The 16,102-nt window shown below is 44.5% G+C and carries 12 protein-coding genes and 3 pseudogenes; 3 read left to right on the forward strand and 12 right to left on the reverse strand.

The window, feature by feature from the left end:
- Positions 1-281: 281 nt before the first annotated feature.
- From F6K37_RS15035 to F6K37_RS15060, 6 genes are all read right to left on the reverse strand, one after another.
- Entirely contained in the window at positions 282-1,511 is a 1,230-nt protein-coding gene (locus F6K37_RS15035; RefSeq protein ID WP_008184719.1) for a serine/threonine-protein kinase, read from the reverse strand.
- A 160-nt stretch (positions 1,512-1,671) separates the two neighbouring features.
- Positions 1,672-1,848 carry a hypothetical protein gene (locus F6K37_RS15040; protein ID WP_154659801.1) on the reverse strand — a complete coding sequence of 59 codons (177 nt, stop codon included), beginning with the start codon at positions 1,846-1,848 and terminating at the stop codon, positions 1,672-1,674.
- Between the two features lie 19 nt (positions 1,849-1,867).
- Positions 1,868-2,197 (reverse strand): DUF3593 domain-containing protein, encoded by a 330-nt coding sequence (locus tag F6K37_RS15045; RefSeq protein WP_287250992.1) that lies wholly within the window; start codon positions 2,195-2,197, stop codon positions 1,868-1,870.
- Between the two features lie 78 nt (positions 2,198-2,275).
- A complete protein-coding gene (locus tag F6K37_RS15050; RefSeq protein WP_287250994.1) occupies positions 2,276-2,449 on the reverse strand; it encodes a hypothetical protein in 174 nt (57 codons plus the stop codon).
- Positions 2,394-2,684, reverse strand: coding sequence for a DUF2499 domain-containing protein (locus tag F6K37_RS15055; RefSeq protein WP_008184715.1), 291 nt, complete (start codon positions 2,682-2,684; stop codon positions 2,394-2,396). Before F6K37_RS15055 ends, F6K37_RS15050 begins: the two co-directional genes overlap by 56 nt.
- 607 nt (positions 2,685-3,291) lie before the next feature.
- On the reverse strand, positions 3,292-4,659 hold the full coding sequence (locus tag F6K37_RS15060) for a hypothetical protein (RefSeq protein ID WP_008184713.1): 1,368 nt from the start codon (positions 4,657-4,659) through the stop codon (positions 3,292-3,294).
- A 1,134-nt stretch (positions 4,660-5,793) separates the two neighbouring features.
- Between F6K37_RS15060 and F6K37_RS15065 the strand changes: the two are divergent.
- Together F6K37_RS15065 and F6K37_RS15070 are read left to right on the forward strand one after the other, a co-directional pair.
- Positions 5,794-5,883, forward strand: a pseudogene (locus F6K37_RS15065) (transposase-like zinc-binding domain-containing protein); the annotation flags it as partial.
- A gap of 402 nt (positions 5,884-6,285) precedes the next feature.
- Positions 6,286-6,447, forward strand: a complete 162-nt coding sequence (locus F6K37_RS15070; protein WP_267872037.1) for a hypothetical protein — start codon at positions 6,286-6,288, stop codon at positions 6,445-6,447.
- A gap of 24 nt (positions 6,448-6,471) precedes the next feature.
- On the opposite strand, the pseudogene F6K37_RS15075 reads toward F6K37_RS15070, so the two are convergent.
- From F6K37_RS15075 to sds, 3 genes and pseudogenes are all read right to left on the reverse strand, one after another.
- A pseudogene (locus F6K37_RS15075) lies at positions 6,472-6,834 on the reverse strand (hypothetical protein); the annotation flags it as partial.
- 429 nt (positions 6,835-7,263) lie between these two features.
- Positions 7,264-7,812, reverse strand: a pseudogene (locus tag F6K37_RS15080) (reverse transcriptase N-terminal domain-containing protein); the annotation flags it as partial.
- Between the two features lie 1,033 nt (positions 7,813-8,845).
- Entirely contained in the window at positions 8,846-9,817 is a 972-nt protein-coding gene (sds, locus tag F6K37_RS15085) for a solanesyl diphosphate synthase (RefSeq protein ID WP_008184698.1), read from the reverse strand.
- A 625-nt stretch (positions 9,818-10,442) separates the two neighbouring features.
- Here sds and F6K37_RS15090 point away from each other — a divergent pair.
- Entirely contained in the window at positions 10,443-10,646 is a 204-nt protein-coding gene (locus F6K37_RS15090; RefSeq protein ID WP_044493299.1) for a hypothetical protein, read from the forward strand.
- 464 nt (positions 10,647-11,110) lie between these two features.
- Here the strand turns inward: F6K37_RS15090 and tkt are convergent, their stop codons facing one another.
- The 3 genes from tkt to acpP all read right to left on the reverse strand — a co-directional run bounded on the left by tkt (position 11,111) and on the right by acpP (position 15,074).
- Positions 11,111-13,117, reverse strand: coding sequence for a transketolase (gene tkt / locus F6K37_RS15095; protein WP_008184696.1), 2,007 nt, complete (start codon positions 13,115-13,117; stop codon positions 11,111-11,113).
- Positions 13,118-13,496: 379 nt separating this feature from the next.
- Entirely contained in the window at positions 13,497-14,747 is a 1,251-nt protein-coding gene (gene fabF / locus F6K37_RS15100) for a beta-ketoacyl-ACP synthase II (protein WP_044493297.1), read from the reverse strand.
- 63 nt (positions 14,748-14,810) lie between these two features.
- Positions 14,811-15,074, reverse strand: coding sequence for an acyl carrier protein (acpP, locus tag F6K37_RS15105; RefSeq protein WP_131827125.1), 264 nt, complete (start codon positions 15,072-15,074; stop codon positions 14,811-14,813).
- Positions 15,075-16,102 lie beyond the last annotated feature (1,028 nt).

Raw genomic sequence — 16,102 nt, forward strand, 5'->3', positions numbered from 1 at the left:
GCAATTTACTAAAACTATAGCATTTACAAATAGTTCATGAACAATCTGGCGTTGGTTAATAATAGAATGATTTTAAGAGTGAGGTGGAATAGGCATCTTGCCTGTTCGGCGATATTGTGGGGCTGGCAGGATGCCCACTCTACTCCTATTTATTCAAAGATTCAGCAACGCCAACAATCTTGCTGATTTCTAATAACATCAAAAACTCTTCGGAGCTCTTTTTTACTATGCCCTATGCCCTGTTCCCTGCTCCCTACTCCCTACTCCCTTCTTTATCAATCTTAACCAGGATTTTGCTGAGGATTAGAAGAGTCAAGAAATTCAGATTGAATCTCCTCCAATTCCCGATCAAGTTTAGTTTTAGTTTTCGGTAAACTACTAGAACCAGCCACCTGAGAACCAAGGGTTTGATGGGTTGATTTAGTTGTCGGATTACCCATAATTTCAGACTTTAATTCTTCTAATTCTTGAGCAATCCTTTTATTCAATCCCCCGACTGCAGGCTTTGATGGTACAGTAGATTTGACTGGTGTAACTGGTTTTCGTTGCCTTAGAGGTGTAACTGGTTTTTGTTGCCTTAGAGCTGTTGGGGGAGTTGTCTGAAGATGCAAATCTTTACTTACCTCAGTCGCTGATTGATAACGTCGGTTAATAGCCCCCGCTATCATCTTGTCGATGATGCGACCAAGCTGATCACTAATAGGATGACTCAAAAAGTTCCGCCATATCCAGACACCCTCCCTGACATCAAATAAATCACAGGGGTGCCTATCGGTCAATAAATGAATACAAGTGATACCAAGACTATAGATGTCACTGGCAAAAACTGCTCTACCAATACTTTGCTCTGGTGATACATAACCAAATGAGCCAATCGCTGTCCCAGTTTTGCCTAGACTAGTGCCAGTAGCAGCTTTCGATGCTCCAAAATCAACCAGAACCAGTTGACCAGCGACCTGAGTTGCTCCCCCCACAACTGAAGACCTTGAACCCCTGCGGCGAATAATGTTTTCTGGCTTGATGTCCCGATGGATGACATGATGTTGATGAACAAATTGCAGCAATGGCAGCAAATCATCCAGTAGCGCCCGAATTTGTGCTTCATTAAATCCACCCCGACTTGCCAGTTCTTGGACTAAGTTTTGTCCATCGATAAACTCTTGGACTAAATACTGTTGGCTATCTTGACAAAAATACGCCAGCAGTTCCGGAATTTGAGGATGTTTGCCCAACTCATCCAGCCGTACCGCTTCGAGGGTGAATAACTCAGCGGCCTTTTGAACCGTATTGGTTCCCTGGGCTTGGGGAAAAAACTGCTTGATCACGCAGGGAGGCTTAGAAGGTTTATCTTCATCCACAGCCAAGAAGGTTTTACCAAATCCACCCTGACCTATAGGTTTAATCCCTCGGTATCGCTCTTTGAGCAGTAACTTCGAGCCACAGGCAATGCAAAATTTAGTTCCTTCTCGATTTTTGGGATTGGGGCAAGTGGGATTGAGACAGTAGCTCATTATACTGGTCAGCAGTCGGGCTTTTATCTATAATTATATATTGCCCTATCTACGAACAGATAAACAATGATGTGATCAGGACTGATGGTGACAGTAGGGAATTTTTTGAGATTATGTAGCTTATCTGCCTATCCCCTCATTATCTAATTACCTGATTACTTCAAACCCTTATAGCAATCCGTGTAGGAATTGTGATAATTTTTAATGCCATATTCCCGTCTTGATGCAGTCGCTCATGGGGGAAACCACGGCAGTTGCTCATGGGGGGAACCCCCTTTGGCCTCACTGCCTCCCCAAGACCGTAATGGTGCGTTTGACCCGTAATTAAATTCGCCACGGGTCGCACCTCTGCATCGCTACTCCCTGTTTCCTGTTCCCTGTTCCCTGTTCCCTGTTCCCTTTGCGATATGTTCCATAATTGCTTGTCGGAAGCCCAGTACTACTAAAGTATTGGAAAGGGTTAAAAAAAACTCAGCACTGCCATGTAGCCAATCCACATCAGCTAATGCTTCCTGATAAGCTACCTTGGAATAAATCCCAGCTGGGATGGTAACAAAAACAAACACCAAGAGGACGTAAAATCCGATTAGCGCTAAACGGGGTGTTTGTCCAGAACGAGTGAGAAACCACAATAATCCTAGGTAAGGAAATAGGGAAATGGCAAATAATGTCTCTTTAGAAATCATCTGAAGATCAGCAAAAACGGTTGTCAAAATGATTCGTAAAACGTCAGCCGTCAGCTGTCAGCCGTCAGCTGTCAGCCGTCAGCCGTCAGCCGTCAGCTGATAGCTGATAGCTGATAGCTGATAGCTGATAGCTGATAGCTGATAGCTGATAGCTGATAGCTTACCGTACAACTTATCCCTGGCATTGGTAGCAACCTTAGGCTGAACGCCAAATCCACCAAGCTGCTCCACAAAGGGTACAGTTACCGACAACTGTCATCGCTGCTTGGAGTGTAACCATCCACTCCAGGGATTGTTGGTTGTCAAAAAAGTGCCAGGTGATAGCACACATAGCACTGACCAATGCTGGTAACATGGCAAAAGACAATGCCCACCAAGCACGATTACCAGTAATTTCACCATAGGTCCAGATTAGCCAAATTGCAGCGATCCACTCGATAACACTGGAAATGTGAATAATCCAAGTTGGAATTGATAGAGCATGCATAAGAAAAAACGTCAGAAAAAACCTAATAGTAGAGGCTAAACTACATTTCCCTTGCTATTAAGTCTACCGTACTCACAAATCAGTACCCGTTAACGAGAAACGGGTACCCATTAATGAGAAACAGTACCCGTTAATGAGAAATGGGTACTGTTTTGTTACAAACCAGTACTAGTTAACGAGAAACGAGTACCCGTTAAGGAAAAATGGGTACCCGTTTGTTATACAACAGTACTGGTTAACCAGAAACAGGTACCCGTTTATTACACAACAGTACTAGTTTGTTACACAACAGTACTGCTTAATGATAAACGGGTACCCGTTTGTTACACAACAGTACTGGTTAACCAGAAACTAGTACTAGTTTTTGCTTAACAGGTACCCAGTTTTCATACAATAGTACTCTGAACTAGGAAATACCATTGCAATTGCCCTACTACCCTAGGCGAAGTCACAAATATAGCTAAGGTAAGCTATATTTGTGAGGTTGATCAGGATAAAGTAGACCATAACTTTCTAGTTATGAAGACAAATTGGCCTGGTGTAGTACTGTTTAATGAGAAAATAATTATATATGAGCCTTCAGCTGTGAGCTATTAGCTGACATACTTTAATTAAGAGCTGCTATCTCTAGCTTAGATAATAGTTCTTTCTCAACGTATTCCAGGTGATGTAAATCCTCAGCTACAATTAGTATAGTGACATCCCCTTGAGTTCGTAAGGTGTCAAATTCATAAGGAAAGACAAAATTCGGATTACCATTACCCTGGTAAATTAAGGAACCAATCTTTTCCCGGAGGGTGCTAAAACTACAGGGTTCGATTTCAAGTCTCAACACCTTCCAGCATCCATCGTAGTCACTAGAACCAAACAAATTGTCAAGAATAAAAAACGCAAAGGACGATCCGTTCAATCGGGCGTTATTTTCGATGGGAAATATTCCTTGATCTGTGACAATATAATCGATGCCTAAGATGCCAAGATAGCCATCATCCCGCATCTGCTGGGCGATTTTGAAGGAGTAATCGCGAATTAACCCTTCTATCCGTCTTGAATAGGGTTTTCCTTTCACGTTACCGATATGTTTTAACCCACTAAATAGCTGGCATGTCACTCCCAGATGAGCAATTTCTCCATTGCTGCCAATCATCCACTGGTCATTGGGGGATGTAATGACTTTAAGGAATGGCTCAATTAAAAAACAACTCTCTCCCGATGCCAGCATTTTTGGCATCTCAGTGTCGAGGTTACTGCTGTTAACTTTATAAAGTGATGAGCCTACAGACCCTTGTGCGCCCCGGATCAGTAACGTCTCATAATCCTTAAGCCAACCTAAGATTTCCTGTCGCAGTTTTGTCTCAAAATCCTCAGAGTCTGATGATTTACTCAGGATAGTTCCTGGTACTGTGGGAATACCAAGAGACTGACACAGGTCCTTAAAGGTGGACTTGTCAAAATACTTTAAGGTAATAGACTGATCACAGCCAAAAAAAACGGCATCAATGGTTGACGCCGCCTGTTTATCTAGATCTGCCGAATAATAAGGAACAAACACCAAGGGTTTTCCAATCGATGCAAGAAATGCTCTTACTTCATCCGCTTTTTGCATTATCAGCTCTGAGAGCAGTGCTGGTTCATTTTCACGGTTGAAGGCAAAGACTTTCTGGGGTCCTAAGCCAAGATTTTTCAGCCAGTCGTAGTACTCTGCATCCAGATTTCCAGGAATCATCACGACATCGTCTGAACCAGCTACAGCTAGGGCTCGTGACGCCCAAGGTTGGAGTGTATTCTTGCCCTGAAAGTGAGGTTGGCTTCGGATATCGAAGGCAAACACCCTGACTTGATCGGAATTTGAGGAAATCAAGTCCAGAATAGAGCTTGATTTTGCGATCGCATTTGAGTTTACCCTTGAGTTCAATTCATCCTCTTGATGGGCGTGATTACCAATTAACCTTTTGCTCCCAAAAGCACCATCCATCTGCTTACTCCATACAGACCAAACTACGACTTATTACAAATCACAAAAGAGCGACATTAAAAATTAACCTATCTCCGTCTAGGAGTAGGACAAAGCTTGCCCGCTGCTACCCTCATGCTTAACTGTTAGCAGTTAACCATAATAACTGCTCCCGAGTCAAGACCCTATCCCATAAGTGTTAGTCATAGGATATCCTAAATACACCCTGTTGTGATGAGGGGTTATCGACACAAAATTAGCGGTAATTGCCAAGTACGCTTAAGCGCTCCTACAGGCTATTCGATCGTAATCCTATAACTTGAACTGCTATAACAATGAAATTTCGACTGATTTTTTTAACATTTTCTGATCATAATTAGGTGTTAAGTGTTTGGTGTTTGGTGTTTGGTTTTAGAACGGGAACAGATACAAGCAAGAACCTGATGGGCTGGTTGACTGACAAAACTAATCAACCACGTACTCGTACGTTTGTATTTTGAATTCCAGTCGATACCGTCGTTTATCATGTTGTGTTCGTGAAGCCATCACTGGGTCAGGATCATGATTACTCAGGTGCGACCCGTGGCGAATTTAATTCGCCAAGGTCAAGGGCACCTATGTAAAACGAACCCGACGAATCAGTCTCCAGCCATTTTCGCTCGGAGGCTTTGACCCACTCCAAACCCTACCGAAAATAGCTGTTTCCTCCTGGGCCAGTGTGTGTCTACCCATCGACGAAAACCGGTTTCAACGACCTCAACCCCAAGGGGCTGTGACATATAACGTAGCAACTGCCAGGATGAACCTAAGCCCTTGATCAAGCAGGAACTGAGCGAATTTGGGATTTTTGCACATTCGCTCCCATTGGACTGGTCATCCCAGAAATTGGCGTTGCTGAATTAAGGAATGAATGCGCGATTATCTGATTTTATGAAAGCCCCCTAAATCCCCCAAGCGAGCAATCCCTCGCTTGGGGGACTTTAAGAGTTTTGTTCCCCCCAAGCGAGCAATCCCTCGCTTGGGGGGCTAGGGGGGCGGAACCATACCCATAATCAGCAACGCCCAGAAATTTTCCTCGATATCAAACCGCAATCCATATTCTTGAAAGGATTTCGGCGTTGCTGAATCAAAAAATGGTATTCTAAAAAGAAAACCATGGAATGCCCTAAATATCATAGCCATAAAACTCATAAATATGGTCATCAAAGAGGAAAACAAAGATATAAATGCAACGAATGTGGGCGACAATTTATAGAGGTTAAAACTGAGCGTGGTTACGATGAAAAAACTAAATTGCTTTGCCTAAAAATGTATCTAAGCGATGCAGCGCGGTCTTGGGGAGGCAGAGGTGCGACCCGTGGCGAATTTAATTACGGGTCAAACGCACCATTACGGTCTTGGGGGTTCCCCCCACTCGCTATTGCCGTGGTTTCCCCCGGAGACGAAACCTTAGACAGGGGAGCCTTTATGGTTGGTAGGCTATGCAGATGCATGGTTAAAACTTGAGGCGCGACCCCGTAATTTAATTCTTCACGCGGAAAGCGCGCCTCCATTGATTAAGGCAAGCCTGTCTTACGGTAACTTCAAGGCCTGCCGACGCTTGGCCGTAGGCCACGCCAAAGGCGAACGCGAACAAACCATGAGCGACTGCATCAAGACATAGAAAATGAAAATACCAGATTGAGACATTATTTAGCCAGACTACATCAGCGAACTCTTTGCTATTCTAAATCATCACCAATGTTGGAGTTATCAATTAGACTTCTTATTTATTATTTAAAATATCAAAAAATCCCCCTTTATAGTTAAACCATTTCGTTATTCAGCAACGCCTTTCCTTTTTCGGACACCAGACTGCCATTCACGGTATCTGGTAACATAACTGCTAACCTGCCCAGCTGCAAATGCGATTGCTGCTCGACGGTAATAGCTAGGAAATTTATGAAAAGCCTTATTGAACTGAGGATATTTTACATTAGGTCGCTTGGCTGTTTTATGCATCAACTTTTCGACAGCAGGAGTTAACTGATCTGCTGTTAACTCGCCAAGTTCAGACCAATGAGTATAAATAATACCAACTAAGTACCTACAAGCCTGACGATAAACTTTGACCGTCTCCCCGAATAACACTTTCTGTTCGGGGGACGGATTAAGTTTCCATTTGTCAGTTCGTATGACTTTTGCTGGCGCTTTCACTGGTCTAATAAAATATCCTTAGTTAATTTTTAGTCTACAAAAGATTAGACGACAAGAGATTAATGAATGTTCCAGGTTTTTAGTAATTGTTGTTGGCGTGGACTAACCACGGAGACGAAACCTTAGAGGTTGTCTGAGAAGTCTCATTTGCTACATCCAAGCCCCCGTTGGTCCCCCAATTCTGGGGGACTTTTAGAAGCAAATTGACTCTTGTTCCCCCCAAAGTTGGGGGGTCAGGGGGGCAAAATTCAGTATCAAAAAACTTGGGAGATATCCTCTTAGATAGGGTCGCCTTTATAGTCAGCAGGCTATGCAGAAAAGGTTTAAATCTTTTTTAATAAGGCGACCCTATCTTACGGTAACTTCAAAACCTGAGCGTTCGCGTAGCGTGGCCTGCGGCCAGGTGGGGGAATGCGTCTCACGGTCTTGTTCAAATTTTGCTTCCCATTCAGGTTCAAGAGCCTGAATGGCCGCGTGCCTGTAGAGCACGGTCATATATGGTTGGGATACCTAATGGGCGTTTTTCCGTCCGTCCGGGTTTGGGAATCCATACTCTTCTGGTGGGTTGTGCCTTTGTGGAGACTTTAATTTTGGCTACTAAGGCGAGACGCTGCTTATTGGTTAAAGTTTTAATCCCGTCTATTCCGGCAGTCTTTTTACCTTTGTTCTCCTGGGTAACTCGCCTGACCGCAATCATTTTGGCTGTCCTTGAAGTTACCGTAAGAGAGGGTCGCCATTGAGCGCGACAGGTTATAGGTAATAGTTTTAAGTTATATGAATTAAGGCGACCCTCTCTAAGGTTTCGTCCCAGGATTTCATCAGAGTCTTTTGCAGCTTTCTAACCACGCGGACATCACCACGTTGTGAGGCTCGGTATATTCGTTTTTGTAACTTAAATAAAGTCTTTTCTAGCTTTCGCCAGTTAACCTTATTCCATTCCGACTTTGGGGAAAAACCCCGAGTATTGGGCATTTTCATTACTACTTACAACTACACCATTTCCTATAACGTGAGTCCGTCAGCATATCCTAGATATTACTCTAAGCATTGGCAACTGAGCTCAATCTCGCCCCCACATGACTTGCGGCTAACTACCTACTCAGAATATTCGACCTTCCTGAGAGTACATGTGAGGGTTAATTCGTTCCTGATAACCATTCTGCGGACTTTTAGGGCGATACTATTCACCGGGAATATTGTGGTAAATCGTTATAGAGGGAAAAATCTATAATCTTTATTCCATTGACGTTTTGTCGGTAGCGTATCAGCCTTATTTCGCTACGTGTTTGTAACGATGATTTAAACGTATCTTCCTATTCGTACCCATGAGTCCCTTGCCTGTTACTAACACCATTTTTTGGCTTGCAGTGCTTCACTGTTCGACCCTTGCATTAATCCATAGGTGTGTTACTTCCTATGAATCAGGGTAGGGCTGTCACTCGGATTTCGCGAGGGTTTGAAGTTACCGTAAGAATAGGGTCGCCGAAATGCGCGACAGTCTGTGAGTTATGAGTTTAAGTTATATGAAATAAGGCCGGAGATGAAACCTTAGAATTTTGAAGCCTTTATAGGCGACAGGCTATGGGTAAAAGGGATAAAACTCATGGAATAAGGCTTCAAAATTCTTACGGTAACTTCAAACCACTATTCTAAGGTTTCGCCTCCGGATGGATTTTCACCATCATGGTTATCAAGTTGTCATGGTTCAGTTTCCTGACCTAGCGACTATTCCCCCAAATCCTTGTGGGATAAGGTTTATAGCCAACGAATCGCACTTTCCCCTCAAACTCCCCAATTCGATAAATCAGGTTGATCTGGAGTAATGCACTAAAACTGCGTACCTACACAGCATCAGTATTTTCAGCATTAGTATTTTAAGGCTTTGGTAATCAGGAAAAAGATAATTGGTAATTGTCATTACTCCTGAGCCATTACCGATTATCCATTACCGATTACCCATGCCAAACCATGCTTAGAGTACAATCTCCAATGTTCTAGTATACCCAAGGTTCTAGTATAAGCGACTCAAGACATAGTCGCTCAGATCAATCAGAGCTTGTTTGGATTCTGAGGGTTTCAACACTGATATATTTTTAACTGCTGCCTGAGCATATTTGGCAGCCATTTCCCGCGATCGCTGAATTCCTTTACTATCCCTGACCAGTGCCAAGGCTTGTTCTTTATCCTCCGGCTGGGCAAACTCTCGCTCTATGAGCACCTCTAGGTAGGGTTTTTCTTCGAGGGCAAATAAAACTGGTGCTGTGAGGTTTCCACTTACTAAATCTGACCCTGCGGGCTTACCTAACACATCTGTGGAAGCTGTAAAGTCTAGAATATCATCTACAATCTGAAACGCCAACCCCAAATTACGTCCATAGTGATATAAATTTTCGGCTACCTGATCTGAAACACCACTTAGGCATCCCGCTGCTTTAGCACTATTAGCCATCAGTGAAGCTGTCTTGTTATAAGTCTTTGCCAAGTAGCCTTCTATAGTTGTCGTGGTGTCAAATCGACTCAGTCCTTGTTGGATTTCTCCCTCTGCCATATCTTTAATCACTTCAGAGAGCAGCTTAACTACCTCTAAGTTATCCAGATTAGCCAGATACCAAGCCGATTGACCAAACAGAAAGTCACCAGCTAGCACAGCGATTCGGTTATTGAACAAGCTATTAACAGTGGGCACCGTCCGGCGTACATCTGACTCGTCTATCACGTCATCATGCACCAGAGAAGCCGTGTGAATCATCTCAGTAATTTCTGCTAGACGGCGATGACGTGGAGTAATCTTGGAGTTGGTTATCGTTGCCCGTGAGACCAACAATACAATGGCTGGTCGTAACCGCTTTCCCCCAGCTCCGAATAAGTGTTCAGCTGCAGCGTATAAGATTGGGTGACTGGCACCAATCAGGTTTTTTAAGTTTTCACTCAATAGATACAGATCTGCTTCTACCGAAGCAAAAAGGGAGGTCACTGAGGTCATGTGATCAGCCGACTCAGAAGTTAGTTACGAAAGTTTACATATTTCTTTCTTAATTCTAAGCTAACCGTCCCCGATAGGAAAATTTTGTTGAGTTTATGGCATAACTGGAAGGAAATTTGAGGAATTGTATAGACTTGTTAAGTCTGTACCGATCTCGGTATGGCTACCCAGGATTTTTGTGCTATCCTGATAATTGAGGGTTTTAAAGATTTAACATACTGAATTCCAAACAAACGTGGTAAGGGGAGAGTTAAATTCGGTGATCCCACCATAGCCAAGAAGTAGGCTTAGGCAAGACAAGCCTCTCTATCCCATCTATGTCTCAGGATCTCTACTGATATCTCTCAGTATCTCTACTGAGTCAACTTGTTGTAAACCAGACATAACCACCAAAAGTTGCCTAATCGGGAGCCTGAGTTGAGATGATTCTCACCTTAAGATCAGGAGTTAGCTAGGCGAGGGTGGTTACGGTCAACTGCAGTAAACACCTGTATCCCATACCTGATTATCCGCAACCAGATCCTAGAACTATATGGTTTTAGGATGGCTTTGCCGCAGATTTCTATAGAACGTTGCATCTATCTGTCTCTTGTTCACTCTTATGTTATACATTGATATGTCGTTAATGATCCCCCTGCTAGCTACTGGCTACTTAATCACCATCTATGTGCTGTTAACACTAGCCCAGCGTGTTCAACGTTCTCCAAGGTACTTTGCTAATCCCATTAAAAACGCCTTGGCTACTCGTGTGCCAACTGAGTCGGCATCCCAGGTCAACCAGGTTAAGGGATGGTCTCAAAGGTCTCAAAGTGAATCTCCTCCAGCATAACCCATGGCCTATTCATCTGCTTGGGTAGGAAGAGTCTTGAAACCTGGCGCAATGAGTACCAGATTGTCTAAATAGATTTTGAGTTTTCCCAAAAACAGATAGACGCAAATAGTTCTGACCACTGTCTGTGTTGATCTGTTTGGCTATGAGATTTTGACAGGTCATGGTCTACTGGCTCATGATCAAGTATATCCAAGTATATCTTAGCGATACTCCAATATACAAGGTTGCCGTGATCAGGACTGACGTTGCCAAAAGGGTGAAGTCAGGCTTTACCCCTTTTGGCTAATGGCCTAAGGGGTAACGGAAAACCAAACAGCCCTGGTGGTGGTCGAGGTAAGGGAGAGTTTCTCCTCTCCCTTGTTCCCTCTGGCACTAGAACAAGGATTAGTCTTGCCTTGCCATGACCAGGGAAATGTTGCCCCTAGCTGAGTTAGGTAGAATTAGGGATTATATTGGGTTAATTATCCCAACAATGCTTTGGCTTTAGCGACTACATTTTCAACCGTGTAACCAAACTTCGCCATAGCGACGCCACCGGGAGCAGAAACACCAAAGCGATCAATGCTAATCATATCACCCTCGGTACCCAAGTAACGGCACCAACCAAAGCTGACACCAGCTTCGACCCCGAGGCGCTTAGTCACTGCTTTGGGCAAGACGGATTCCCGATAGGCTTCATCCTGGGCTTCAAAAAGTTCCCAGCTTGGCATGGAGACAACACGGACTTTCTTACCTTCCTCTCGCAACTTCTCAGCCCCTTGGACACACAGTGACACTTCGCTACCAGTACCAATCAGGATAATGTCAGGAGTGCCATCGCTGTCCGAGAGGACGTAAGCCCCTTTGGTCGCGGCTTCAATGGAACTACCAGCTAGGTTAGGTAGACCTTGTCGGGTAAAGGCGATGAGAGTTGGAGCATTACGACGCTCAATAGCTACCTTATAAGCCCCAGAGGTTTCGTTGCCATCAGCAGGTCGAAGGACTACCAGATTTGGTATAGTCCTTAGGGAAGCAATGGTTTCCACAGGTTGGTGTGTCGGACCATCTTCACCTAAGGCTACCGAGTCGTGGGTCATTACCCAAATTACACCAGCTTCTGATAGAGCCGACAGGCGAATTGCTGCCCGCATATAGTCGGTGAAAATGAGGAAGGTGGCTCCATAGGGAATCAAACCAGAGTTGTGAAGGGCAATGCCATTGCAAATCGCCCCCATCCCATGTTCCCGGACGCCAAAGCGCAGGTTCCGGTTTTCATATTGCCCTTTCTGGAAATCCCCAGATATGTTCAATAAAGTGAGATTGGAGGGAGCAAGGTCAGCGGAACCACCAATCAATTGAGGCAGTACGGGAGCGAGTGCATTGAGAGTGGCTTGAGAATGTTTACGGGTTGCTACTCCCTTGTCTTCCGGCGTGTAGGTGGGCAGGGCTTTTTCCCATCCTTCCGGGAGTTGGCCACTGGTAATTTGCTCAAATTCTGCTGCTTGTTCAGGATACTTTGTTTTGTAATCAGCTAGGGTTTGATTCCAGGCAGCTTCCGCTTCCGTACCCCGTTCCACAGCTTTCCGTAAATGGTTGAGAGCATCATCTGGAACTACAAAGGGTTCATATTCCCATCCCAGGTGTTGGCGAGTGGCCTCCACTTCATCCCCACCTAAAGCTGCACCATGGACAGCATGTGAATTGGCTTTGTTAGGAGAACCATAGCCAATGGTGGTGGTTACCTTAATCAAAGACGGCTTATCTGTTACGGCTTTGGCTGCTGCTATGGCATCATTGATAGCTTCGAGATCAGTGTTACCACTTTCTACATGTTGGACGTGCCAGCCATACGCTTCAAAGCGCTTACCCACATCTTCAGTAAAGGCTAAGTCCGTAGAGCCGTCGATGGAAATATGGTTGTCATCGTAGAGAGCGATGAGTTTACCAAGTCCTAGGTGACCCGCTAAAGAACAGGCTTCACCAGACACCCCTTCCATGTTGCAACCATCACCAAGGATGACGTAGGTGTAATGATCGACAATGGTAGCATCCGGTTTGTTGAACCTAGCAGCTAAGTGAGCTTCTGCCATTGCCAAACCCACACCATTGGCAATTCCCTGTCCCAATGGACCAGTAGTTACTTCAACCCCATCGGTTTCAAAGTTTTCTGGGTGTCCAGGTGTAACCGATTCCCACTGGCGGAACTGCTGAAGATCGTCTATGGTTACACCATCATAGCCAGTTAGGTAAAGTAAGGCGTATTGCAACATACAGCCATGACCAGCCGACAAGACGAAGCGATCGCGGTTGAACCAATTGGGATTTTTGGGGTTATACCGCATAAAACGGTCCCAAAGCACGAATGCCATAGGAGCCGCCCCCATGGGCAGCCCAGGATGACCAGACTTGGCCTTTTCTACAGCATCAATCGCCAAGAAGCGGATGGAATTGATGCAAAGTTCTTCGAGAGACTGGGTTGCAACGGCCATAATTTCTGTTTAATGGATATGTGTGTACTATGGTCTAACAATAATTTGTCTGAGTTCAAACAAGGGTGGCTCTCGGTTGACCCAAAGGTACTTTCTCATAATCCCATTACCGGGATCAATCAGCAAGAGATAGGGATTGGCTAAGCATGAAGGATGTTCGCCTGATAGCGTCTCTGGTAGTGTAAGATGAAGCATCAAGGATGAAAACAATCCATAAAGCGTGGGAATATGGGTTACTCAGTAAGTATCATTAACTAGTAGTTGTAACTACTAGTTTTTTCCTTGAGCTACCTTCACCCAATGCCTACCATAATATAAAGGCTACCCTTTTGGTTCTCCTACGGAGTAAGCCGTTAACCATTCAAACTTTATTCCCACTTTACCGGTATTTTTTGAAGGCTAGGGTTACATTATGACCGCCGAACCCAAAGGAATTGGATAGCACTACTTCTACCATCTGCTGGCGACTATAATTGGGTACGTAATCCAAATCGCATTCAGGGTCTGGGTTGTTCAAATTTATCGTTGGTGGAATCTGGTCATGGGCAATTGCCATCACTGAAGCCACTGCTTCAATGCCACCAGACCCTCCCAACAAATGACCTGTCATGGATTTGGTGGAGCTAATTGCTACTTTATAGGCATGGTCTCCTAAAGCTTTTTTAATCGCTGCTGTTTCAGTTTTATCATTGGCAACTGTACTAGTCCCGTGGGCATTGATGTAGCTAACCTGTTCGGCCGTCAAACCAGCATCCTTCATCGTCAGTGCTATAGCCCTGGCTGCTCCTTCGCCACCTGGTACAGGGGATGTCATGTGATGGGCATCACAGGTCATGCCATAGCCGACGATTTCGGCATAAATTTTTGCCCCACGACTGAGGGCGTGTTCTAGTTCCTCTAGGATCACAATCCCAGAACCTTCTCCCATCACGAAGCCATTGCGAGCGATATCAAAAGGACAGCAAGCTGACTCAGGAGTATCGTTACGAGTAGATAAAGCTCGTGCTGATGCAAAACCAGCCATTGCTAGGGGAGTCACCGCCGCTTCAGCACCGCCACAAATCATGGCTTGGGCATAGCCTCGCTGGATTAAGCGAAACGCATCACCTACGGCATTAGACCCTGCGGCACAAGCAGTAACTGGGCAACTATTGGGTCCCTTGGCTCCCGTATGAATTCCTGTCTGACCAGCTGCCATGTTAGCAATCATCATCGGGATCATAAACGGACTACAGCGGTCAGGTCCACGTTTAATAAGAACTGTTTGCTGGTCTTCCAGTACCTTCAGACCACCGATGCCAGTGCCAATCATTACACCGACCTGTTCTGCGTTCAGGTCATTGATCTCAAACTGGGCATCAGCTAATGCTTGCTTACTGGCAGAAACCGCAAATTGAGCAAAGCGGTCCATACGCTTTGCTTCCTTACCCTTCATGTAGTCATGGGGATCAAAGCCCTTAACCTCGCCAGCAATACGACAAGCGTGCTTGGAGGCATCAAATAAGGAAATTAAACCAATACCATTGCGTCCGTTTAACAACCCTTCCCAGTACTCAGCCACAGTGTTGCCTATCGGCGTAATTGCACCGAGACCTGTAACAACGACCCGTTTTTTCTCAAAGTTTGTCATCATGCCATTAAAACTAGGCTTATCGACCGTGAACGCAGAACTTGCGGTAATGAATCAGGCTGATCAAGCTGGAGTTTCTGCTCCTGCTCCTACTTTTTCTGTAATGTAATCCACAGCCTTTTGAACAGTGTCGATCTTTTCCGCCGCTTCATCAGGGATTTCGATATCGAAAGCTTCTTCTAACGCCATTACCAGTTCAACTGTGTCTAGGGAGTCAGCGTTCAGATCATTGGCAAAGCTGGATTCTGGCTTAACCTGGTCCGCCTCAACGTCCAACTGTTCTGAAACGATGCCTTGAACTTTAGTGAAAATTTCGCTCATATAAATATTCCTCAGCCTTTTTAGCTAGAACCTCTCAAGCAGTACTTACTGATTTTAGGGGTTTTATGATCTTATCCGAAAGAGGTCTCATCTTGTAGGTAGATAAGAAGATATACGACCATTACCCTGAGCAATTCCTTGGATAATTCAAAACGCCGCTGCCTTCTTGCCACCTGAGGATATTCAAGACTACGTCAATGAGATCAAGCAGTACTTTGGTCAAACTTACCACAGCCGAGCCCCACATAAATCTCCTTCCCACGTTACCTGGCAACCTCCCTTTGAATAGACTATGGATATCTTGTCGATCTTAAGACAGCATCTGAAAGCCAATGTTTGAGACCCTGATCCCACTTTCGTTAATCCTTAAAGGCTTTGGTGCCTTTGTTACCAGTGTTATCTATCTATATTAGTGTCCTCAAGACCCTAACACTGCTTAGTTTGCACAACGTTTTGATGGTAACCTAAGAGACATCCTCGGGAATTGTACACCAAACCTCGCCAAACCGCTCCTTTTCCGCGCAGATGACGGTTGCCTTCCAAGCTTGAGCCAGCCAAACGTTAGAGTTTCATGGGCAGAATTTCAACATCGTTCCTTGAGTTCACCCTGTTAATTCACGATGGTCGGTCTTGGAAAGTTTCAGCTGTTTTTTATTTTTGTCAAGCTAATTAAACAAAACTTTATAAAAAAAACCGAGTAACGGGAAGCTGACTTCTTAAGCCTTCCTTAAACAGAGCACTAGACTCTTGCCATATCGGGTGTCTTAGTAACCTGGCAAGAGTCAAAAAGCCTAAGGCTTATGAGTTTAACGGAGTTGCGATCCCAGGGATCGTGCGTAAATCCATTAAGTCGAGCTTAGTATCAGTATGAATACTTAATACAGTACTTCTACCAATTTTAATACAGTAAGCTGTTGCGCATTTAAACTGTGATAACAGCATTGCCTTTGTTTTTTATTTTTCGTACCCATTTTATAATTAACCCTCCTTCATTTAAAAGATGATTTAACAAACATTCTAATTCTTCAATTGAT

It is taken from the genome of Moorena sp. SIO4E2, assembly GCF_010671945.1.
Taxonomy (GTDB): domain Bacteria; phylum Cyanobacteriota; class Cyanobacteriia; order Cyanobacteriales; family Coleofasciculaceae; genus Moorena; species Moorena producens.

Excerpts from the sequence above, each read along its gene's own strand:
- F6K37_RS15035 (WP_008184719.1), bottom strand. The coding sequence starts at position 1,511 with ATGAGCTACTGTCTCAATCCCACTTGCCCCAATCCCAAAAATCGAGAA.
- F6K37_RS15045 (WP_287250992.1), bottom strand. The coding sequence starts at position 2,197 with ATGATTTCTAAAGAGACATTATTTGCCATTTCCCTATTTCCTTACCTA.
- F6K37_RS15055 (WP_008184715.1), bottom strand. The coding sequence starts at position 2,684 with ATGCATGCTCTATCAATTCCAACTTGGATTATTCACATTTCCAGTGTT.
- F6K37_RS15060 (WP_008184713.1), bottom strand. The coding sequence starts at position 4,659 with ATGGATGGTGCTTTTGGGAGCAAAAGGTTAATTGGTAATCACGCCCAT.
- sds (WP_008184698.1), bottom strand. The coding sequence starts at position 9,817 with ATGACCTCAGTGACCTCCCTTTTTGCTTCGGTAGAAGCAGATCTGTAT.
- F6K37_RS15090 (WP_044493299.1), top strand. The coding sequence starts at position 10,443 with ATGATCCCCCTGCTAGCTACTGGCTACTTAATCACCATCTATGTGCTG.
- tkt (WP_008184696.1), bottom strand. The coding sequence starts at position 13,117 with ATGGCCGTTGCAACCCAGTCTCTCGAAGAACTTTGCATCAATTCCATC.
- fabF (WP_044493297.1), bottom strand. The coding sequence starts at position 14,747 with ATGACAAACTTTGAGAAAAAACGGGTCGTTGTTACAGGTCTCGGTGCA.